Raw genomic sequence first — 20,189 nt, 5'->3', positions numbered from 1 at the left:
TACTGTTAAAAGAAGGTTTTTACTGCTATGTTTGGATAAACGGCCGATATCCGTGATTACATGCGGGCGGGCACAGCTATGCCCAGCACCTGCATACTGTTTTGAATAACATGCGCAGTGAGTGCACAAATATGCAAACGTAATTGCCTGGCTGCTTCATTCTCTGCTTTTGTAATAGAATGACGGGCATAAAATGAATTGAACTGACTGGCCAATGTAAATGCATAAATAGCTACCAGTGACGGATTCATTTCGGCACATGCGTTGTGCAATACTTGTGGAAACTGTTCCAGCAAAACGATGAGCTGTTTTTCTAAAGGCTGCAACACTGTATCCGCAGCTAATGAAGCAGGAGCAGTGGGCTGCTCCCAGCTTGCTTTGCGCAAGGCACTTTGTATACGGGCAAATGAATATTGTACAAAAGGCCCGGTGAAACCATGAAAGTCGATTGACTCTTCAGGGTTGAAAACCATCCGTTTTTTAGGATCTACCCGCAGCAAGAAAAACTTCAACGCACCCAAACCGAGTGTGTGATACAATTGCTGCAATTCCTCTTGTGTAAAGCCTTCTACTTTACCCAGTTCTTCTGTTTTAGCAGCGGCTACTTTTTCCATTTCATCGCAAAGGTCATCGGCGTCTACCACTGTGCCTTCGCGACTTTTCATACGGCCGGTGGGCAGGTCTACCATGCCGTAGCTCAGGTGATGTATGCCATCGGCAAAGGGCATACCCAGCTTTTTACAAATCAACTGCAATACATGCATGTGATAGTTTTGCTCATCGCCAATCACATAAATGCTTTGCTCCATCGGGTAGTCTTCGTACTTGCGTTTGGCCAGGCCTATGTCTTGCGTAATGTATACGCTGGTGCCATCCTTCCGCAGCACCAGTTTTTCATCAAGGCCTTCTGCAGTCAGGTCAATCCATACACTGCCGTCTTCTTTTTTATAAAACACGCCGCTGGCCAATCCTTCATCTACATATTGCTTGCCCAACAGATAGGTTTCGCTTTCGTAGTAAATGGTTTGAAAATCGCTGCCGATACGTTTGTAGGTGGTATCAAAGCCAGCATACACCCAGCCGTTCATCATGCGCCAGATATTCACGGTTTCTTCATCGCCTTGCTCCCATTTGAGCAGCATTTGGCGAACCTCTTGCATCAATGTGGTTGCATTTCGGGCAATGTCTTTTAGCTCGTCTGTTATCTCTGCTTTCTTTTCAGCTGGCAAACCGGCTTCCTGTAATTTTTGAAAGAGCAACGTTGCTTTGGCAGCAATGGCTTCATCCAGAGCAGCAATGCTTTCGCCTGCCAGCAGTTGCTCTTGTAGTGGAGCTGCTTCTTTGCGTAAGGCATTTTCAAACTGCACATAAAAATCGCCCACCAGGTGGTCGCCTTTCTTGCCTGTGCTCTCAGGTGTAGCACCGTTGCCAAACTTTTGCCAGGCCAGCATGCTTTTACAAATGTGCACACCACGGTCGTTTACAATGCAGGTTTTGCGTACATCGTAGCCATTCCATTTGTAGAGTTCAGCAATGCTCCATCCCAAAAAATTATTGCGCAAATGGCCAAGGTGCAGCGGCTTGTTGGTATTGGGCGATGAATATTCCACCATCACTTTTTTGCCATTGCCGGCATGGCGACCATAGTCAGGCTGATAGTGATTTTCCAAAAAATGAATCCAGTAAGCATCGGCCACACTCAGGTTCAAAAAACCTTTGATCACATTGAAAGCGGTGAGGTTTTCCTCGCTGTTGGCCAGCATCCATGCACCCATTTCCTGGCCCATGGCTTCGGGCGATTTGCGGGCCTGTTTTACATATTGAAACAGAACAATGGTATAATCTCCCTCAAATTCGGGCTTGGTTTCGTTGATAGTGACCTGTGCCGCATCGGTTTCTATCCCGTACAGCGCTTGCAGTGCTTGAGCGGCCAGTGCTTTCAGGTATTGAGCTATTTGCATAAAAGTATTTTTTGGAAAACCTGCCGGCACTGCCCCCAAAAACAGTGGCCATACAGGGGCTGCAAATGTATTGCAATCCGGCTACCTTTGGCCCCGCTTATGCTGGCAAGAATCATTACGCAAATACTCGATTGGATTTACCCCTTGTTTGGGCGATTGATGCCCAAGCAAACCTTTTATTATGCTGCCTGCGGTGGCGGTAATACCTTGCTGGGGCTGGTTATTTTTTTTGTATGCGAAAACTATGTGTTTGATAAACAACCGGTAGACCTGTTGCTGGTAGTGCTCAAATCGCACAAGGCTGCTATGGTAGCCTCGTTCCTGTTTTCATTTCCTACAGGGTTTTACCTGGCCAAAAATGTAGTATTTAGTGGCAGCACCATGCGGGGCAGGCATCAACTGTTCCGGTATTTTGTAACCAATATGGTGAGCCTGCTGCTCAACTACATCAACCTGACGGTGATGGTAGACTGGCTGGCCTTTTATCCCACCATTGCGCAGGTCATCAACACGGTGATTGTGGTTATTTTCAGTTATCTCTTGCAAAAACATTTTGCGTTTCGCAAAAGCAAACAGCCTGTTACTTCAAAAACTGTTTGAGTAATTGCTGCGCTTCAATGTTGAGAAATAGCTTTCCTTCTGCTGCACCCTGAATAAATAAACCATTGGCGGCGGCTTCAATTTTTTCAAGCACAAATCGGTTCACGTAACCTTTGCTTTGTATGCCGGGATATACTTCGCGGTTCATTTGCTCCGCAATGGCCGTGGTCATCTCCGTCATCTTTTCTGTAAAGTTGAAACGGGAATAGTCTTTTAATTTATTGGTGATGGTGCCATCCAGCAGATAGCTGGCCGATTTTACCAACCATTGTTTCGATTCAATATGGTAATCGAGTGAATCCATGTAGAGTTCCTGTTTCAGCATGTCCCATTTGGGAATGCCTTCCAAAAAGAAAACACCTTTAGCCGCTTTGGAAACATACACTTTCAAAAACATTTTTCGCCCACCGCCCTGCATGCGAACGGAATCAATACGCACTGTTTTTTTAAACAAGCCTTTGCCTGCAGTAAATTCTTTACCTGCAATGTTTGTATTCATCAATGTGCTCAGCGAATCGTAATGCAAATTTTGGGCTATGAATAAACGGAAGCCACTGCGTTGTTTAAAATCGGTAAGATTGGGCAATGGCTTTTTGGCCATATCTGGTGCGGCTTTCAACTCGGGGCGGGCACTCAGGCCAACACTTACAAACATAGAATCACGCACCAACTGTATTTGGCTAATGCGGATGGCAGAAGGCTGCACACTCAGGTAGCCAAAGCCGGGCAAACCATAAGGCACCTGCAAACTGTCCCATGCAATTTTCAGGTAAGGCTTCAGGCTGAACTGCTCCATCTGTTTTGTAAAACCTTTGATGGATGCATCGAGCTCTGCTTTTAACTGACTGGCTACCGTTTGCGTAATGTCTTTCCCGAAAAAACATACTTCGCATTTATCAACGGCAGTTGGATTTACGCTATTGACTACCATACCCAGGCGGAAGTCGGGCAACACTTTCAATTGAATCACAAAGCCAGCATCAATGCGGCGGGGCTTTTCGCTGCCAAAGCCGCAGCTGCAAGCCGGTGTCCACGGCGTGTTGCCAATGCCGGTACATACTCTTGTACTACCCCGCACTCCATAGTACCCGCTAAAGCTAACGTACAACACATTGTTGACGGCTTTGAACTGCATGGGGCCACGCACAAACCGATACTGATACCGCACACTGCAGCCATCCATTACCCAATCGTTGGGATAATTGGGCGACGTGTACAACGTATCAATAAACTGATTGGCAAACTGAAAAATAGGCCGCAAATCCATGCGAATAGGTATGTCGATTTCGCTTTGCGGCAGTGAATTAATCACCACCGCATTTTTAGTAGCAGTATCGGGCGGCGGCGGTGCTACCACATCCTGAGCCGCTACAAATCCTATTGAAAAAGCGGCCAAAAGGGCCAGCATTATAATCCTGCGAAACATGAAATGAATATCTGTTTTCTTTACTTGCAAAAAATAAAACTGCGTTGATTTAACGAATACGCAACGCACTATCTATGCTATGCTTATACAACGGCGAAGCCGCAATATCATTGTGGTTGGCACCGGGTATCATGTAAAAAACATCGTTGGGTTTGAGCCGCGGCAACAGTGTGGCGGCTTCACTCATGGGTATGAGTTCATCATGAGTGCCATGCCAAAGCAAGATGGGTGCCGTGATGTTGTCGAGATAGTCTTCGGTGGTCAAATCATCCTGCATCAATACAGGCACCGGATACATAAATAAAAACTCCTGCGTTAATGCAGACAAAGATGCATAAGGCGTTTCGAGCATCAGCAGTTTACAATCCCTTTTTGTAGCCAGGTAGGCCGCAACACCACTGCCCAACGATTTGCCATAAAGTACAATAGAATCAGCAGCGTATTGTGTAAGTGCCAGCTTATGCAATTGCATGCTCAGTTCTTTCAGAATGGCTACGTTTGTTTCGCCGCTGGAGCGGCCAAACCCCGGATAGTCGGGCATCCAGCATTCGTACCCAAGGCTGGTAAAATAAGGGGCGTACCGGGCATAGTGTTCTACATTTTTTCTGTTGCCATGAAAGAATAACACCACCCCTTTGGGCTGTACATCGGCGGGTAAAAATTTCACTACATCAATTACTGTAGCCGAGTCGAACGGTAATTGAACCGTGCTATGCGGTTGCTGAGCTGCAAATGAAAAACGGTGTTTTTCATCCAGTTTTTTAGGATGGAAATACAACGACTGCTGGTAGAAATAATACAAGCCGCCCAACACCAGGTAAGCCAGCAACAGATATTTGACAATGCCTTTCACCGCCGCAAGGTAAATTAGTCGAGCAGTATATCTCTGATGAAATTGTGGTAGGCAGGAAAAGCCGTAAGGTTGTTGTGCCCGCCGCCCACAATACGAATGAGGGTGATGCCCTGTGGATGTAGCCGCTGCAAGGCTTCGCTTTGTGCAATGGGAATGAGCCGGTCTTTGGTGCCGTGCAAAATGTATGTGTGGCATTGCACCTGTGTTATCCATTTATCGGTACGCAGGTGAAACCGCAGCAGCCAGCGGTGAGGCAAAATAGGCATGAGCCGCTCCGCCACTTTTCTGAAACTGTAATACGGCGCATCTAAAATGAGGTACCGTGGATTGTTGTCGCTGGCTATTTTGGCAGCAAAGCCGCTGCCCATACTTCGCCCGTATACAATCAGGTGATCTTCGTGGTAATTTACTGCCAGCGTTTCGTACACAAACTGCATGTCGGCCAGCATCTTTTTTTCGTTGCGTTTGCCGGTGCTTTTACCAAATCCACGATAATCAACCAGCACCACATCGTATTGGTAGCGAAAAAAATCACGGGCATATTTTCCCCACCCTTTAATGCTGCGGCTATTGCCATGAAAATACAAGATGAGCCCCTTGGGTTTGGGTACGTAAAAATGCAACCCGTTGATGGTAACGCCCTGCTCCGGTTCGAAGTTGAGCTCCCGAAAAGGTGCATCGTATTTATAAGCAAAATTGGCGGGTAGCTTTTCGGGTTTGAAAATGAAACGCTCCTGCACCAGGTACACAATTACCGCCAGCACCACGTAAATGATGCCCGCTATCCACCAGGCCGAAATAGACAGTAATACCAAGTGATTGCAATTGAGTACCGTTTAAAAATAACTATATCCTTTAAGCCGGATTGTTTTTTTACAAAGGCAGGCCCAACTGACGGATGGCTGTAAGCCCGCCCGATAAATTGTACAGGTTGTGCATGCCGTATTTTTCCTGCAGGCGTTGTATGATAATGGCACTTCGAACACCCCTGCGGCAATACACCACCAACGGTTTATCTGCCGGCAGTTCCTGTTGGCGTTTCAGCACTTCATCCATGGGTATCCATTCGCCGCCAATATGGTCGTGCTGGCGTTCGTCTTCTTCACGTACATCTAGCAGTGCAAAGGGCCGCTGTGCCTGCATCCAGGCCATTAGTTCGTAGGGTGAAATGTCCTGTAACTTACTCATCGTTATTAATACGGTGCAGGTTGAGGTTAGGTGCCGGCGATACAATCAGCGGAAACTTTTCAATTTGTACATAGCTGGTATCGAGGCCAAAACCTTTTTCTTCGCTCAGGCTAATGTCTTTGATAGCGAAGTAAGTTTTCATAATCAGGCTTTCCACAAATGGCAGCTGGTTATCGGCACTCAGGTATTTTTCCATTACAATGAACTGGAAGTCGCCCACCACATTGTTGCGTTCCAAACTTTCGTAGCGGCTGGTAATGTTCACTTCTTTGTTTTCTACCAGGTCTTCTATGACCTTGCGAAACAGCATGTTGATGCGTGGTTCCATACGGAAACCCAATCGGAATTCTACACGAATAATATCGTTGGGAATAATGTGGTCTACCTGATACTCGCAGGTGTACGGATCATCCAGTGTATCTACGTGTACAAACCAATAAATATCGGCCCGTTTGGGTTTGCGGTTGAGGATGGAGTAAATGATTTTGTGCTCAATTTCTTTAGGATTATTGGCACTGGTGAGGTAGATAAGATGGGTGGCATACTTAGGCACACTCTTATCATTACTCAACTCTTGTATTTGCGGAATGTAGTTTTCCAGCCGCACAAATTCCACATAGCGGTTTTTGATTTTGCGGGCCCGGTACCACACATACATCACCAGGAAAATACACATGCCAATGATAAGTGTAACGTAACCACCATGCATGAATTTTTCGAGCAAGGCAATGAGAAACGCCACTTCGATAATGAAGTAACTAACCAGAAACAGGTAAATAAATTTCGACTTTACCCGATGCAGCACCAGATAGTTCGCAAACAAAATGGTGGTAGCAATCATGGTCATTACAATGGCTAAACCATAAGCGGCTTCCATTTTTGATGACTCACGGAAATACAACACCACACCCAAACAGCCCAAAAACAAAAACAGGTTGATGGCAGGAATGAAAAGTTGTCCTTTGGCTTCGGATGGATAGCGGATTTTGAATTTAGGCCAGAGGTTGAGGCGCATGGCTTCACTAATTAAAGTAAATGAACCCGAAATCATGGCCTGGCTGGCAATGATGGCCGCCGTGGTAGCTATGATTACACCAACCAATACGAACCAGTGCGGCATTAAATCATAAAAGGCATTGACATTATATTGCGCTTTTGTGGCTTCATCTATAAGCATACCCTTGCGGTGTGCCAGTAGGTAAGCCCCCTGACCAAAGTAGTTGAGCAACAAACTCGTTTTTACAAAAGCCCATGAAATACGAATGTTGCCACGGCCGCAATGGCCCAAATCGCTGTACAAAGCTTCGGCACCTGTGGTACACAGAAATACAGCACCCAACAACCAAAATCCATTTGGGTAAGTAATGAGCAGCTTAATGCCATAGTATGGATTGAAAGCTTTTAAAATGGCAAAGTCATCTGCAATGTGAACGGCTCCTAATACAGCCAGCATGCTGAACCATACAAACATAACTGGCCCAAAAAAGCGGCCAATAGAATGCGTACCAAACTGCTGCGTCAGAAAGAACAGCACCATGATACTTATCACTATGATGACAATAGTATCTGTAGTAATATCGTGCAAGGCCGGAAGTTTGGCCAAACCTTCTACCGCAGAAGTTATGGAAATGGGTGGCGTAATAATACCATCTGCCAGCAAGGCGGCTCCGCCAATCATGGCGGGTATCACCAACCACTTTTTGCGTCTTCGCACCAAGGCGTATAAAGAAAAAGTGCCTCCTTCCCCATTGTTATCCGCACGGAGAATGAGTATGACATACTTCACCGTGGTTTGTAACGTAAGAGTCCAGATGATGCAGGAAAGTGCCCCAACAATGAGCTCTTCTGTAATTACCCTTCCTGAAATAATGGAGTTGAAAACGTACAGCGGAGAAGTACCGATGTCGCCGTAAATGATACCCAGTGCCACCAGCAGGCCGGCTGCGGATACCTTGTTAATGTGACTACCCACGAGAGTTGTTCTGATAAGTGAACAACAAATGTATAGGTGAAATGAAATTCGCAACAACTATTCGTTGATCAAGCTTCAGTTTCTGTTGAACGGCAGCTTGGATGAATGCTGTACTTTCGTGCACATGAACCGATTTTTCCGTTGGGGATGGCTGCCCTTGCTGCTGCTACTGGCAGCCTGCAGCAGCTACGAAGCGCCAGAAAGCGGCATCGATTGTGGCCGTCAGTTTATCAATGCCACCTATCAGGGCAACTTTAAACGTGCCAAACAATTGCTGGCACCGGGCGGTTCCAATGAAGAACTACTCAACACTCGTTTTGAGCAACCCTTCCGTAGCCTCGATGGGTTTGGGAAAGAACGGCTTTCGCAATCTTCCATAGTCATTATTTCCATCAAAACCCTGAGCGAAAATGAAGTACAGGTGACTTATCAAAATGCATACGACAACCAGCCAAAAACCCTGCAATGTGTTCAGCAAGGCGAACAGTGGTTAATCAATCTTTCTTTTACCTTTCCTCAGTAATGATGATGGGCATCAGTATTTACCATATTTTTTTAGTGGCCATGGGTGGCATGCTGGGCAGTGTGCTGCGTTTTATAGCCGGCACTTTCATTATGCAAAAAGCTGGCACCGCTTTCCCGTGGGGTACATTTGCCGTTAACATTGCCGGCTCATTGCTCATTGGCTGGGTGGCCGGGCAAGCGGCTAAGCACCCGGGCTTTCAAGCATGGCAACTATTGCTGGCTACCGGATTTTGTGGGGGGGTCACCACGTTTTCAGCACTCAGCAATGAAAGTTTGCAAATGCTGAGGCAACAGCAATACGGTTTACTGAGTTTATATATTAGCGCTTCATTAATTTTAGGCATCGGCGCAGCCGCATTAGGATTTACTTTATCAAAATAAACTATGACTTCAAACACTTACGTTCATCACCCCTGGCACGGCGTTCCTTATGGCGATGCAGCCCCCCGTACCGTAAATGCCATTATCGAAATTCCGCAAGGCAGCAGGGCCAAGTATGAAATCGACAAAGAAACCGGCCTGTTGAAACTCGACAGGGTTATTTATTCCAGCTTCTATTATCCTACGAACTATGGCTTTATACCACAGAGCTACGGCGATGATAAAGACCCGCTGGATATTCTCGTTCTCAGCAGCATCAGCGTACAGCCATTGTGTATTGTAGAAGCCAAAGTAATTGGTGTGATGCAAATGATTGATGGTGGCGATGCCGATGATAAAATTATTGCGGTAGCGGCCAACGATATGAGTGTAAACCACATCAACAACATTGAAGAACTGGGCCCGCATTTCTTTAAAGAACTGCGTCAGTTTTTTGAGGACTACAAGAAACTCGAAAACAAGAGTGTGCAGGTAGAAGACTTTGGCGATAAAGCCACTGCCCTGCAAATCATCAATGCCAGCATTGAAGCATACAAAGTGAAATTTGGCTCTTAATCATTGCCATTTCTCTTACATACAAAAGCGACCAGCATTTAGTGTTGGTCGCTTTTTTTGTGAGCTCACTTCGAGGTTAAATGTTTCGCACAGAGGGCACAGAGCACACAAAGTAGTTTATTAAAATCCGTGTGCATACGCCCTCATCCTCTGCTTTCGCAGGCCTCCCGGCCTGTGACGTATGGTTACTCATTTACCCATTCAGCCAGACCTCATAATGCCGCCCTTTCAGGGCTTGCTTCAAAATCCGTGTACATCCGTCTTCATCCGCAAAATCCGCAGCCCATTTTCCGCGGCCCATCATCAGAAATACCTTTTCAACAACCGCAGGTGGTGTGTACGGCGGCCGCTTTCGGCATGAATGATGCCTTCATTGTCGATGGGATCGATACGCACCACACCCGATGCATGCAATATTTGATGGTCGTTGAGCATAATACCTACATGCGTAATGCGGCCTTCGTCATTGTCGAAAAAGGCAAGATCGCCGGGCTTTGCTTCCTGCAAAAAACCAATGGCATCGCCGCCCTCGGCCTGCTGCCAGGCATCGCGGGGCACAAACATGCCGTTTTGCTTGAATACCATTTGCACAAAGCCACTGCAATCAATACCCCAAATGCTTTTGCCACCCCACAGGTATGGCGTACCGAGGTATTGCATGGCACAGGTTAGGATGGCTTCGCTGTTGGGCGTGGTTGGTTCCAGCGGCATCAGCGGCAAAGGGTGATGGTAAAGGATATTGTATCCGGGCAATGCCAACGCTTCTCGGTTTACTTTACCCCTGCCACTGGCGGGAAAGTAACACTCACTGCCCGGCGACAAACGCAACGGCCGGTCATTTACCCATACATGTGCATCGAGGGGGGCTGTGCATACCATGCTTTCATCGAACATACCAGCTTCCAGCGGTACCAGTTGTGTAGCCTGCACCCAGCCTTCGTAGCCATCGTAGCGGCTGCGTACCTGGTAAAAATCGCCTTCACTGTTCAATATGTCGCATTGCTCACCAAACAGCAACTGGCTCACCATTTCGGAGCGGTGTGCTGCCTGTGCCCGCATGGGCGCCACCGACACTATATTGATGCACATCATACCACACAAAGTTTGCTGCAATAATAAACTAGTGCCACACCGCCGTGCATATCTATTTAAGCAGATTGCCGTGGCGTGTGTGGATTTTTCCTTTATTTACATCTCTCTGAAAAGCTTTTGCCCGTGGCCGAATCTCCACAACAGTTTTCTGACCAAACCTTGCTGCAACTGTACAAAGACAGTGGCAACAACCAGTATGCCGGCATCTTGCTGCAGCGCTACACCCTGCTGCTGTTTGGTGTGTGCATGAAGTACCTGAAAGATGAAGAAGAAGCCAAAGATGCCGTGCAGCAGGTGTTTATAAAAGCACTGGGCGAAATGGGGAAATACGACATCACCTATTTCAAAAGCTGGATATATACCGTGGCCCGCAACCACTGCCTGATGGCGCTACGCAAAACCCACCGCATAGTACCCGAAGACAGTGTGGGCGAAATAGCCGACCACGACCAGTACGAAGCCAAACAACAAGGCCAGCAAAAAGAACAACTGCTGGTATGGATAGAAGAAGGCCTGCAGCAATTGCAAGAGCCGCAAAAGCTTTGTGTAACTTTGTTTTACCTGCAAAAGCAAAGCTATCAGCAGATAGCCGACCAAACAGGCCACAGCCTGATGCAGGTAAAAAGCGCCATACAAAACGGCAAACGCAACATTAAAATTTGGGTGGAAAAACAACGTCAACATCATGCATCCTGATTTGCTCAACATATTAGCCAACACCGATCAGCCCATCGACAATGAGCAGCTCATTGCGTACCTCACGGGCAAGTTGTCGCCTGCCGAAAGCCAGCAGGTAGAAGCGCAGCTATCGGCCGCCGGTATAGATGCAGAAGCACTGGAAGGCCTGATGATGTTACAAGACCGCAAACGCCTGCCGGCCATACAGCATGAGCTGGATATGTTTTTGAAAGCCCAAACCAGCCAGCCCAGCAAACGCAAGCATAAAACAATGCAGGTGAACTGGCTGTGGCTCTCGCTGGCTACCCTGCTGCTGATAGCAATGGCCGTACTGGCCTGGTATGCTGTGCATTTTTTGCAGGGGAAATAAATAAGCTTGCTACTCCGTTTTTCATTGTTCGTTGCAGCCAGCAGGTTGCAGGAATATTCCTATGCGTTGAACAATTGAAAAGGCTTAAGGCAATGTGGATTGGCTTACAATGAAGATTGATTTTCAAAGTGGAGAATGTGGTGAGTGTCGGCTATTTTTGAGTTGTGCGTCATTTTTCCATGAAATTACAGACTACTTACATATTGTTTTCATTGACTGTTCTGTTTAGCTGCAAGACAGTACATAATCCAAACTTCATTAAATCAAAGAAGGAGAAGCACATCATGTTAACTGGTGCTCCTAAACCTCATGTTCTTTTCTTCCTTGAAAGTTGCGACACGCTGAAATTTAGTAGCCATGACATTTATTCAATGCTTGACAATAACATAAAAAAACAGATTAAGAGCCAAGGCTATTTGACCAGTCAGACATGGCAAGACCTTGCGAACATCATGAAGAACCAAAGCAGAGATACCCTTGTTTCTCAGAATTTATCTTCAGTTGACGACAAAACAATCAGTGGCATTTTGGATATTTGGGTAGTAAGAGAACTGCTGTTAAAAGGACAAGCCATAGTAGCTTTAAAAGGTGAGACGAACATTCCAAAAAGATTGAAGTATGTTTTCCTGCGTGACAATTTAGGTGGTCAGCAAGGAAACTTTTACACGGACGACAACAAATTGATTTACTCGACTGTCATTGCTTTTGGTGAATAAAACGAACGCACAACAAAAGTATTTGCAAAAGCAGGGCTGAACAATGTAACATCAGCTATGTGCAAGCATCAGCAGTAGTTCCAGCTCGACGTACAATTTTCAGCTTTAGTTCATAACTTCATCTTCAATATTTTTAAATGGGCATTTGTACCTGGCAGACGAGCAATGGATCCCCTGCCTTCGCAAATACTCGAACGTTACCTCTATTTCTAATACGAAGTATTTAGCCACAATCCCAGCCCTAAGGCTGGGATGGCAGCTGTCCGATTTTTTTCCCGGCAACCTCTCCCGCAGTGCCCGCAGCGTAGCAATACATCATTGGTGGCTAAAGCCAACTACGGACACCATCATTTTGCCTACGGCTTAAAAGCCGTGGCTATGCATAGGCAACCCACAAACTGTCGCAGGCCTCCCGGCCTGTGACGGGCACGTTACTCAGCCAGCACTACAACAGGCAACAGCACTCACCGCAAGTGTAGTAACTACTATTCTCTGGCCCGGAGGCCTGCGAAGGTGTCCTAAGTTTACTTTCCAGCAACGGCTCCCTCAAAGCTGATTGCGTAGCAATAAACCATGGGTGACAACAGCATCAAGTATCGCCCTCCGTTTCTTTCATGCCCAGAAAGTGAAATCCAATAAGCCAACTTCAATGCGCAACTTGCATTGCAGGCGACTTTGCAGGAAACAAACTGTTTTAAAGCGGCTTTTCTCTTCAATCAGGCGTTGTTGCCCGGAATCTTTTTTTGCCATCAGCTTATAAAAAATACCGCCTGCACGGTATAGGGAGGCTTTGCGGTCAAGAATACATTCGCCGAAACAACAGTAAACTGTATGAAAAGACTTTGCCTCATTGCCACCCTGCTCCTTTGCATGAGCGGTGTGTGGGCCAACAACATTACCGTTTCCAATACCAACTTATCTGGCCAAAACACGGTCAGCGATTTTACGCTGATTAATTTTGATGTGGCTTGGGAAAACAGTTGGCGTACCAGCACCAACGAAAGCAACTACGATGGTGCCTGGATTTTTGTAAAGTTCAGAAAAAACGGTACCAGCGACTGGAGGCATTGCACCATTTCCTCTACCGGAAACACCCCTGCAAGTGGTGCAACTTTTTTCATTCCTTCGGATAATAAAGGTGCTTTTATTTACCGCAATGCCAATGGAATTGGCAACGTAAACTACACCGGCAACAAACTTCAGTGGAATTATGGTGCAGATGGATTGCTGGACAATGAAACAGTGGAGGTTAGAGTATTTGCGTTGGAGATGGTTTATATTCCGCAGGGTTCCTTTCAATTAGGCAGTGGCGGTACAGAAACACACAACTTCCGAAATGGAACCGTACAAGCACCCTACCTGGTGGCCAGCAACGCCGCCATTACTTTGGGTACCAGTGCAGGTACGCTAAATCCCAATGGCGCAGGCACGGCCAGTGGCACTTTACCCATTGCTTTTCCGAAAGGTTTTAATGCTTTCTGGATCATGAAGTACGAAATCAGCCAGCAGCAATATGCGGATTTTTTAAACCATATTGATGAGGCCAGGGCCACAACAAATGCTGCCAGTAGTGCTGAAATCAACGGCACACATCCAAACCTTGTAGCACAACAGCCCGAACGGGCAATTGGCAGCCTGAACACGGCACGCCTGGCTGCGCATGCCGACTGGAGTGGCTTGCGCCCCATGACAGAACTGGAGTTTGAAAAAGCCAGTCGTGGTTATAACACACCTGCCGTACCCAACGAATATGTATGGGGCACCACCCAGGTGTTTTATTTACTATCTACTAATAATCCTGGTTTGGCCACAGAATCAGTAAACTCTCCGGCGATGGCCAATGCCAACATCAACAACCAGCTTGGCCGGATGACACGTACCGGACTTTTTGCCCGGAGCACTGGTTCTACCCGTGAGCTGAGTGGCGGCACCTATTATGGCTTAATGGATATGGGCGGAAACGTGAACGAAATTTGCATAGGCGTACATACAACCCCCGGCCGTGCCTTTACTGACAACGTGCATGGCGATGGGTATCTTGCAGCGTCCGGCACCACAGATGTTGCTAGCTGGATAGATTTTAATGCCTATGGATGGCGGGGTGGCGCCTTCAACAGCGATGCCGACAATGCCCGCACCTCAGACAGGGGAGCCATTACTATGTATTCAAACATTTACTATTACGATGCCGTTACCGGAGCAGCAGGCGGCCGTTTGGTACGCACAGCACAATAACCCAAAACTTAGTTACATGAAACAAATTATTCTTTTACTAATGGTGTTGGGTAGTCTGGTGGTGCAGGCACAAAACAATGCCATTTTTAATGGAGGTTTTGCCGATGGCTGGCATAAAAATGCCTACCAGCAGTCAGCCAATAATATTTACATAGGTGGCAATGGAGATGGCTGGCATTTTAATGCATTTGCTCAGTCAGGTAATGCGCTTTTCAACGGTGGCAATGGAGATGGCTGGCATTTTAATGCATTTGCCCAGACAGGCAACAGCATTTTTGGCGGTGGCCAAGGCGATGGATGGGCTAGCGTATATCGTCCGCAAGGATCATTACCCGTAACCTGGATTTCTTTTACAGCCCGCAAACAAGGAGCCACTTCTGTGTTACAATGGCAAACAGCAGCAGAGCAAAACAGTGCCTACTTCGATATCGAGAGAAGTAGTACAAGTGATGACTTTCAACGCATTGGTGCCATGAGTGCAAGCGGCAACAGCAACAGCACGGCAACTTATAACTATGTAGATGCTACCCCCCAGAAGAATGCCAATTTTTACCGAATAAAACAGGTAGATAAAGATGGAAAGTTTACCTACACCCCCGTACGTCTGGTAAACTTTGATGAGTCAAACAATGGAACACTTCTCGCCTATCCAGTACCGGCAACAACAAAGCTCTTTATTTCCGTTCCGGCTGAGTTTGCGGGCCATATGATTATGTTAAGTGTGCTCAGCAGCGAAGGCAAGTTGGTAAAGCAACAGCAAGTAAATATGCTGGGGGGCGGTCAACTATTGCAATTGGATGTTTCTTCATTGCCTTTTGGAGTGTACCATGTAAAAGTGGCAACACCAAAAAAGCAGGCATCCACCATGTTTGTAAAACAATAAGTAACCGAGAGGCCAGACAATAAAAGCTTTTCAGAATATGCTCTATACCTGATGTAAATGAGGTGCTACATACTCAGATACATCAGGTATTTAGTTTTGCTAAAACATTGGTGGGCCATAGCGGAGGACTACATAAAAACCCAGGCGAATGATGCTCGTTAGCTTTACTCCAGCTTACATTTATTAATGTAGCTTTTCCTCGCATCCTCAAATTTGGCTTATGTTTTCCTCCACTGTTGCATGCCCGCGGCCTGTGACGGGCACGTTACTCAGCCAACACTACAACAGGCAACAGCATTCGCCGCAAGTGTAGTAACCACTATTTTCTGGCCCGGAGGCATGCGAAAGCAATCACTAATTTTTTACCGGCCACACCTGCCATCTTTCTATCATTGCCGACACATCGTTACGTGAACATTTTTTTGTGAACGTTTTCATTTGAATTTTTAAAACGTTCACAAAATGGCCGCAGGCCTACAGCTGTATCTACCGACTTCTGACTACCGACTACCGACTCAATCAAACAAATTCAACCGGTGAGCTCTCGCCGTGTCCTTCGCTATGTCGTAGCCGGCATCGGCGTGGCGGATAACGCCCATGCCCGGATCGTTGCGCAGCACCCGTGCCAGGCGGGCCGCAGCAGCATCGGTACCATCGGCAACTATCACCATGCCTGCATGTATGCTGTAGCCCATGCCTACGCCGCCACCATGGTGTAGACTCACCCAACTGGCACCACCTGCGGTGTTTACCAGCGCATTGAGCAAGGGCCAGTCGGCCACGGCATCACTGCCATCCAGCATGGCTTCGGTTTCGCGGTTGGGCGATGCCACAGAGCCGGTATCAAGGTGGTCGCGGCCAATCACAATGGGGGCTTTCACTTTGCCGGTACGCACCAGCTCATTAAAGGCGAGGCCGGCTTTTTCCCGTTCACCCTGGCCCAGCCAGCAAATGCGGGCCGGCAAACCCTGAAAGGCAATTTTTTCTTTGGCCAATTGCAGCCAGCGTTGTAGGCTCTGGTTCTCCGGAAATAATTCGGCAATCATGGCATCGGTCACTGCAATGTCATCGGGATCGCCGCTGAGTGCCGCCCAGCGAAACGGGCCCTTGCCCTCGCAAAACAACGGCCGGATATACGCCGGCACAAAACCCGGGAACAAAGACGCATGACTGCTTAATGGCGGAAACTGGGAATGATTGCCGTGATTCTTTTCTTGCTCCAATGCACGGGCCCGCAGGTTGTTGCCATAATCAAAAGTGATGGCGCCTTTTTGCTGTAAGGCCATCATGAGCTGCACATGCAAATGCATGCTTTCATAACTCCGCGACAGATAGGCTTCGGGATTAGACTGTCGCAGTGCATTGGCTTCTTCTATACTGAGGGTATGCGGGGCATAACCTATCAGCGGATCGTGGGCACTGGTTTGGTCGGTGAGGGTATCGGGCACAATGTCTCTCGACAACAAATGATCGAGCAGGTGCACGGCATTGCACAACACGCCAATGCTTTTGGCAATGCCTTCGCGGCGGTAGTGCAGCGCTGCATTAATGGCATGGTCGATGCTTGTATATTTTTCGTCGAGGTACTTGGTTTCTATGCGTTTGTCAATGCGCCATTCTTCTACTTCGGCTACCAACGCCACGCCTTCGTTCATGGTAATGGCGAGTGGTTGAGCACCACCCATGCCACCGAGTCCGGCAGTTACATTGAGGGTGCCTTTGAGGCTACCGCCAAAATGTTTGTTGGCAATGGCCGCATAAGTTTCATAAGTGCCCTGCACTATGCCCTGGCTGCCGATGTAAATCCAGCTGCCGGCGGTCATTTGGCCATACATCATGAGACCCTTTTTTTCGAGCTCTTCAAAGTGCTGCCAGTTGGCCCAGTTGGGCACCAGCTGGCTATTGCTGATGAGTACCCTTGGTGCATCGGGATGTGTTTTTAAAATGCCTACTGGCTTGCCACTTTGTATGAGCAGACTCTCATCATTGTCCAGCACTTTGAGTGCTTTGATGATGTTGTCGAGGGCTTCAAAATTGCGGGCTGCTTTGCCACGACCGCCATATACAATCAGGTCTTCGGGGCGTTCGGCTACCTCGGGGTCGAGGTTGTTGAGCAACATGCGAAGGGCGGCTTCTTGTATCCAGCCTTTGCATGTAATGTTGGTACCGGTTGGTGTTTTGTATTGGATGGGATCGTATGGCATAAACAACGTTTTATTTTTTTACCACAGAGGTATCAGAAGTTTGCACAGAGGAACACAGTGTTTTTAAGAACCAGCAAGCCTCCTATGCTCTTGAAGCATTACAAAGGTTTAGGTAATTGGGATTGGAGTTGTTGACTTTCATCATGCGTTTTTTTTAACCACCAACACGCTAAGGCAAGAAGATTACAAAGTTTTTTTTACCACAGAGGCAAAGGAGTCTGGCACAGAGGAGCACAGTGTTTTTTGTTTGAACTACTAAAAAACTAAAGGCTCCAAGCAATTCATCACTACCTCAACTTTCTTATTGCTTATTCTGTGTTTCTTATTCCTTATTTCTGTTTGAACCACTAAGACCCGAAGGGCGCCAAAAAATTCATCATTCATCACTCCTCATTCATCATTCCCCAACTTTCTTATTTCTTATTCTTTATTTGTTATTCCTTATTGCAGAATACAAGTTTTCATTTATTTTCTCCAACTGTCTTGCCCAAAGGTATCGTCTTACAACACGTATCTTTTCAAAAATGAATTTGTATGTGTATGAGAAAATGGATGAGCCTGTCGGCCCTTCTTTTTTTGGTTGCCCAACTGCAGGCACAACCCACCCAAAAACCTGTATTGCATGGCAAAAACTGGATGGCCATTACGGGTAAACCATTGGCGGCTACGGCAGGAAGTATGCTTTTTCAGCAGGGTGGCAATGCGGTAGATGCTGCTTGTGCTATGCTGGCAGCCACTTGCACCATGTGGGATGTGCTGCACTGGGGCGGCGAAACCCAGGTGCTGCTCTACAACCCCAACACCAAAAAAGTAATTGCCCTCAATGGTCTGGGCGTAGCCCCCACCGGTGCCACCCCCGAATTTTTCAAAAGCAAGGGCTATGCCTTTCCGCCGGAGTATGGTCCGCTGGCGGCAGTTACGCCCGGCACCCCCGGCAGTATTTGCTACCTCATAGCCAACTATGGCACCAAAAGCCTGAAAGAAGTACTGGCACCCGCTATGCAACTGGCTGCGGGCTACCCCATAGAAGCACAAACGGCCAACAGCATTGAGCGGCAAAAAGACCGCCTCAAACAATGGCCTTACAGCAAAGCTGTTTTTCTGCCACACTTGGGTGAAAAACGCGAAGCCCCCGAAGCTGGCGAAATATTCACCCAGCAAAACCTGCTGAACACCCTTACAAAAATGGTGGAAGCTGAACAGGCTGCATTGAAGGCAGGCAAAACAAGAAAGCAAGCCATCATGGCGGCGTACGACCGCTTTTACAAAGGCGATATCGCAAAGGAATTTGTGCGGGGCTGTCAGGAGCAGGGCGGACTCATTACCATGCAAGACCTGGCCAACTGGAAACCCATTGAAGAAGAACCTGTGAAGGTGTCGTACAAAGGCATTGATGTGTATAAACTACAACAGTGGACACAAGGCCCCAGCATGTTGCAAGCGTTGAACATCCTCGAAAACTTCGACCTGAAAAGCATGGGCTACAACAGTGCTCAATACATTCATACCGTTTCGCAGGCCATGCACCTCAGCTTTGCCGACCGCGACTTTTACTACGGCGATCCATACTTCAACAAGCACCAACCCATGCAGGGTTTGCTGAGCAAAGAATACGCTAAACAAAGAGCTTCCCTCATTGACCCTTCAAAGAATTTATCGCCAGCACTGCCCGGCGACCCCTATCCTTTCGAAGGAAAAACAAACCCTTTCAGTAAGCTCCTGCAGCAATGGGCAGAACTGGCCGATACCACGGCCAGCGGTGGCGGTGCCATCCCTTCGCATGATGTACGCCAGCTGGCCTATCAGCACTCTGCACAAGATGAAATGTACATGGATCGCCTGCTGCGGGGCACCACCAGTGTAGAAGCAGCCGATGCCAGCGGTTGGGTAGTGAGCATTACCCCCAGCGGCGGTTGGGTACCAGCCTGCATTGCAGGTAATACTGGCATTGGCATGAGCCAGCGCATGCAAAGCTTCGTGCTCGATAGTGCGTTGAACCCCTTTAACGTAGTAGCACCGGGCAAGCGGCCACGGGTAACGCTTACACCATCTTTTGCCATGAAGGATGGTAAGCCCTTTCTGAGCTTTGCCGTGCAAGGTGGCGATACGCAAGATCAAAACCTGTTGCAGTTCTTTTTGAACGTGGTGGAGTTTGGCATGAACGTACAGCAGGCCAGCGAAGCGGCTAACGTAAATACAAACCAGTTATGGCTGAGCCTGGGTGGCACCAAAATGAAAGACCGTGCCCCACGTGCCGGTGATATCATCCTACAAAACCGTACCCCCGAAGCAGTACGCAAAGCCTTGCAGGCTATGGGTTACAAGCTGAGCTTTACCGAACGCAGCAGTGGCCCAATCAATGCTATTTTCTTCGACTGGAAGCACAATAGCTTTTGGGGCGGCAGTAGCAACCATGGTGAGGATTATGGTATTGGATGGTAAAAGCAATGATGAATGATGATTTTGGAATGCTGACATGAATACATAGAAATAAATCATTTAACCTGCCAACAAACCAACGTATGAACTCGTAATCTTGTAAACCGTAAC

At 47.5% G+C, this 20,189-nt stretch carries 18 protein-coding genes; 10 read left to right on the top strand and 8 right to left on the bottom strand.

Annotated features, from left to right (window positions below; translation table 11 throughout):
- Nucleotides 1-56 precede the first annotated feature (56 nt).
- Nucleotides 57-1,961, bottom strand: coding sequence for an arginine--tRNA ligase (gene argS, locus V7Q13_RS01265; RefSeq protein WP_333798865.1), 1,905 nt, complete (start codon nucleotides 1,959-1,961; stop codon nucleotides 57-59).
- Nucleotides 1,962-2,060: 99 nt separating this feature from the next.
- On the opposite strand from argS, the gene V7Q13_RS01260 reads away from it, so the two are divergent.
- Nucleotides 2,061-2,561, top strand: a complete 501-nt coding sequence (locus tag V7Q13_RS01260) for a GtrA family protein (protein WP_333798864.1) — start codon at nucleotides 2,061-2,063, stop codon at nucleotides 2,559-2,561.
- Here the strand turns inward: V7Q13_RS01260 and V7Q13_RS01255 are convergent.
- The 5 genes from V7Q13_RS01255 to V7Q13_RS01235 are packed head-to-tail and all read right to left on the bottom strand — an operon-like array spanning nucleotide 2,542 to nucleotide 8,000.
- Nucleotides 2,542-3,987 carry a DUF4403 family protein gene (locus V7Q13_RS01255; RefSeq protein WP_333798863.1) on the bottom strand — a complete coding sequence of 482 codons (1,446 nt, stop codon included), beginning with the start codon at nucleotides 3,985-3,987 and terminating at the stop codon, nucleotides 2,542-2,544. The genes V7Q13_RS01260 and V7Q13_RS01255 overlap by 20 nt on opposite strands.
- Nucleotides 3,988-4,036: 49 nt before the next feature.
- Entirely contained in the window at nucleotides 4,037-4,840 is an 804-nt protein-coding gene (locus V7Q13_RS01250; protein WP_333798862.1) for an alpha/beta hydrolase, read from the bottom strand.
- A 14-nt stretch (nucleotides 4,841-4,854) separates the two neighbouring features.
- On the bottom strand, nucleotides 4,855-5,655 hold the full coding sequence (locus V7Q13_RS01245; RefSeq protein ID WP_333798861.1) for an alpha/beta hydrolase: 801 nt from the start codon (nucleotides 5,653-5,655) through the stop codon (nucleotides 4,855-4,857).
- Nucleotides 5,656-5,713: 58 nt separating this feature from the next.
- Nucleotides 5,714-6,028, bottom strand: a complete 315-nt coding sequence (locus V7Q13_RS01240) for a rhodanese-like domain-containing protein (RefSeq protein WP_333798860.1) — start codon at nucleotides 6,026-6,028, stop codon at nucleotides 5,714-5,716.
- The gene (locus V7Q13_RS01235) at nucleotides 6,021-8,000 is read right to left on the bottom strand and encodes a KUP/HAK/KT family potassium transporter (RefSeq protein WP_333798859.1); all 1,980 of its coding nucleotides are present in this window, start codon (nucleotides 7,998-8,000) and stop codon (nucleotides 6,021-6,023) included. Before V7Q13_RS01235 ends, V7Q13_RS01240 begins: the two co-directional genes overlap by 8 nt.
- Nucleotides 8,001-8,124: 124 nt before the next feature.
- On the opposite strand from V7Q13_RS01235, the gene V7Q13_RS01230 reads away from it, so the two are divergent.
- The 3 genes from V7Q13_RS01230 to V7Q13_RS01220 are packed head-to-tail and all read left to right on the top strand — an operon-like array spanning nucleotide 8,125 to nucleotide 9,461.
- On the top strand, nucleotides 8,125-8,523 hold the full coding sequence (locus V7Q13_RS01230; RefSeq protein ID WP_333798858.1) for a hypothetical protein: 399 nt from the start codon (nucleotides 8,125-8,127) through the stop codon (nucleotides 8,521-8,523).
- Nucleotides 8,523-8,906 carry a fluoride efflux transporter CrcB gene (gene crcB, locus V7Q13_RS01225; protein ID WP_333798857.1) on the top strand — a complete coding sequence of 128 codons (384 nt, stop codon included), beginning with the start codon at nucleotides 8,523-8,525 and terminating at the stop codon, nucleotides 8,904-8,906. The genes V7Q13_RS01230 and crcB overlap by 1 nt, the downstream gene beginning before the upstream one ends.
- 3 nt (nucleotides 8,907-8,909) lie before the next feature.
- Nucleotides 8,910-9,461: an inorganic diphosphatase gene (locus tag V7Q13_RS01220; RefSeq protein WP_333798856.1), complete on the top strand. Its 552-nt coding sequence runs from the start codon at nucleotides 8,910-8,912 to the stop codon at nucleotides 9,459-9,461.
- 303 nt (nucleotides 9,462-9,764) lie between these two features.
- On the opposite strand, the gene V7Q13_RS01215 is transcribed toward V7Q13_RS01220, so the two are convergent.
- The gene (locus tag V7Q13_RS01215) at nucleotides 9,765-10,553 is read right to left on the bottom strand and encodes a C40 family peptidase (protein ID WP_333798855.1); all 789 of its coding nucleotides are present in this window, start codon (nucleotides 10,551-10,553) and stop codon (nucleotides 9,765-9,767) included.
- 123 nt (nucleotides 10,554-10,676) lie between these two features.
- Between V7Q13_RS01215 and V7Q13_RS01210 the strand changes: the two genes are divergently transcribed.
- The 5 genes from V7Q13_RS01210 (at nucleotide 10,677) to V7Q13_RS01190 (ending at nucleotide 15,435) form a co-directional block, all read left to right on the top strand.
- Nucleotides 10,677-11,249 (top strand): RNA polymerase sigma factor, encoded by a 573-nt coding sequence (locus V7Q13_RS01210; protein WP_333798854.1) that lies wholly within the window; start codon nucleotides 10,677-10,679, stop codon nucleotides 11,247-11,249.
- Nucleotides 11,239-11,601 carry a hypothetical protein gene (locus V7Q13_RS01205; protein ID WP_333798853.1) on the top strand — a complete coding sequence of 121 codons (363 nt, stop codon included), beginning with the start codon at nucleotides 11,239-11,241 and terminating at the stop codon, nucleotides 11,599-11,601. The genes V7Q13_RS01210 and V7Q13_RS01205 overlap by 11 nt, the downstream gene beginning before the upstream one ends.
- 284 nt (nucleotides 11,602-11,885) lie before the next feature.
- Nucleotides 11,886-12,317 carry a hypothetical protein gene (locus V7Q13_RS01200; RefSeq protein ID WP_333798852.1) on the top strand — a complete coding sequence of 144 codons (432 nt, stop codon included), beginning with the start codon at nucleotides 11,886-11,888 and terminating at the stop codon, nucleotides 12,315-12,317.
- Nucleotides 12,318-13,148: 831 nt separating this feature from the next.
- Entirely contained in the window at nucleotides 13,149-14,552 is a 1,404-nt protein-coding gene (locus V7Q13_RS01195) for a formylglycine-generating enzyme family protein (RefSeq protein WP_333798851.1), read from the top strand.
- A gap of 16 nt (nucleotides 14,553-14,568) precedes the next feature.
- Entirely contained in the window at nucleotides 14,569-15,435 is an 867-nt protein-coding gene (locus V7Q13_RS01190) for a T9SS type A sorting domain-containing protein (RefSeq protein ID WP_333798850.1), read from the top strand.
- 515 nt (nucleotides 15,436-15,950) lie between these two features.
- Here the strand turns inward: V7Q13_RS01190 and hutU are convergent.
- Nucleotides 15,951-17,639: a urocanate hydratase gene (gene hutU, locus V7Q13_RS01185; protein ID WP_333798849.1), complete on the bottom strand. Its 1,689-nt coding sequence runs from the start codon at nucleotides 17,637-17,639 to the stop codon at nucleotides 15,951-15,953.
- Nucleotides 17,640-18,179: 540 nt separating this feature from the next.
- Here hutU and V7Q13_RS01180 point away from each other — a divergent pair.
- Nucleotides 18,180-20,081, top strand: coding sequence for a gamma-glutamyltransferase family protein (locus V7Q13_RS01180; protein WP_333798848.1), 1,902 nt, complete (start codon nucleotides 18,180-18,182; stop codon nucleotides 20,079-20,081).
- Nucleotides 20,082-20,189 lie beyond the last annotated feature (108 nt).

Origin of the sequence: Phnomibacter sp. (assembly GCF_036803085.1) — a bacterium.
Classification (GTDB): domain Bacteria; phylum Bacteroidota; class Bacteroidia; order Chitinophagales; family Chitinophagaceae; genus Phnomibacter.
Note: the sequence above shows the minus strand (reverse complement) of the source record. Positions and strands in the feature narration are given on the sequence as shown.

Excerpts from the sequence above, each read along its gene's own strand:
- argS (WP_333798865.1), bottom strand. The coding sequence starts at position 1,961 with ATGCAAATAGCTCAATACCTGAAAGCACTGGCCGCTCAAGCACTGCAA.
- crcB (WP_333798857.1), top strand. The coding sequence starts at position 8,523 with ATGATGATGGGCATCAGTATTTACCATATTTTTTTAGTGGCCATGGGT.
- V7Q13_RS01230 (WP_333798858.1), top strand. The coding sequence starts at position 8,125 with ATGAACCGATTTTTCCGTTGGGGATGGCTGCCCTTGCTGCTGCTACTG.
- V7Q13_RS01240 (WP_333798860.1), bottom strand. The coding sequence starts at position 6,028 with ATGAGTAAGTTACAGGACATTTCACCCTACGAACTAATGGCCTGGATG.
- V7Q13_RS01190 (WP_333798850.1), top strand. The coding sequence starts at position 14,569 with ATGAAACAAATTATTCTTTTACTAATGGTGTTGGGTAGTCTGGTGGTG.
- V7Q13_RS01255 (WP_333798863.1), bottom strand. The coding sequence starts at position 3,987 with ATGTTTCGCAGGATTATAATGCTGGCCCTTTTGGCCGCTTTTTCAATA.
- V7Q13_RS01195 (WP_333798851.1), top strand. The coding sequence starts at position 13,149 with ATGAAAAGACTTTGCCTCATTGCCACCCTGCTCCTTTGCATGAGCGGT.
- hutU (WP_333798849.1), bottom strand. The coding sequence starts at position 17,639 with ATGCCATACGATCCCATCCAATACAAAACACCAACCGGTACCAACATT.
- V7Q13_RS01220 (WP_333798856.1), top strand. The coding sequence starts at position 8,910 with ATGACTTCAAACACTTACGTTCATCACCCCTGGCACGGCGTTCCTTAT.
- V7Q13_RS01260 (WP_333798864.1), top strand. The coding sequence starts at position 2,061 with ATGCTGGCAAGAATCATTACGCAAATACTCGATTGGATTTACCCCTTG.
- V7Q13_RS01180 (WP_333798848.1), top strand. The coding sequence starts at position 18,180 with ATGAGAAAATGGATGAGCCTGTCGGCCCTTCTTTTTTTGGTTGCCCAA.
- V7Q13_RS01200 (WP_333798852.1), top strand. The coding sequence starts at position 11,886 with ATGTTAACTGGTGCTCCTAAACCTCATGTTCTTTTCTTCCTTGAAAGT.
- V7Q13_RS01205 (WP_333798853.1), top strand. The coding sequence starts at position 11,239 with ATGCATCCTGATTTGCTCAACATATTAGCCAACACCGATCAGCCCATC.
- V7Q13_RS01215 (WP_333798855.1), bottom strand. The coding sequence starts at position 10,553 with ATGATGTGCATCAATATAGTGTCGGTGGCGCCCATGCGGGCACAGGCA.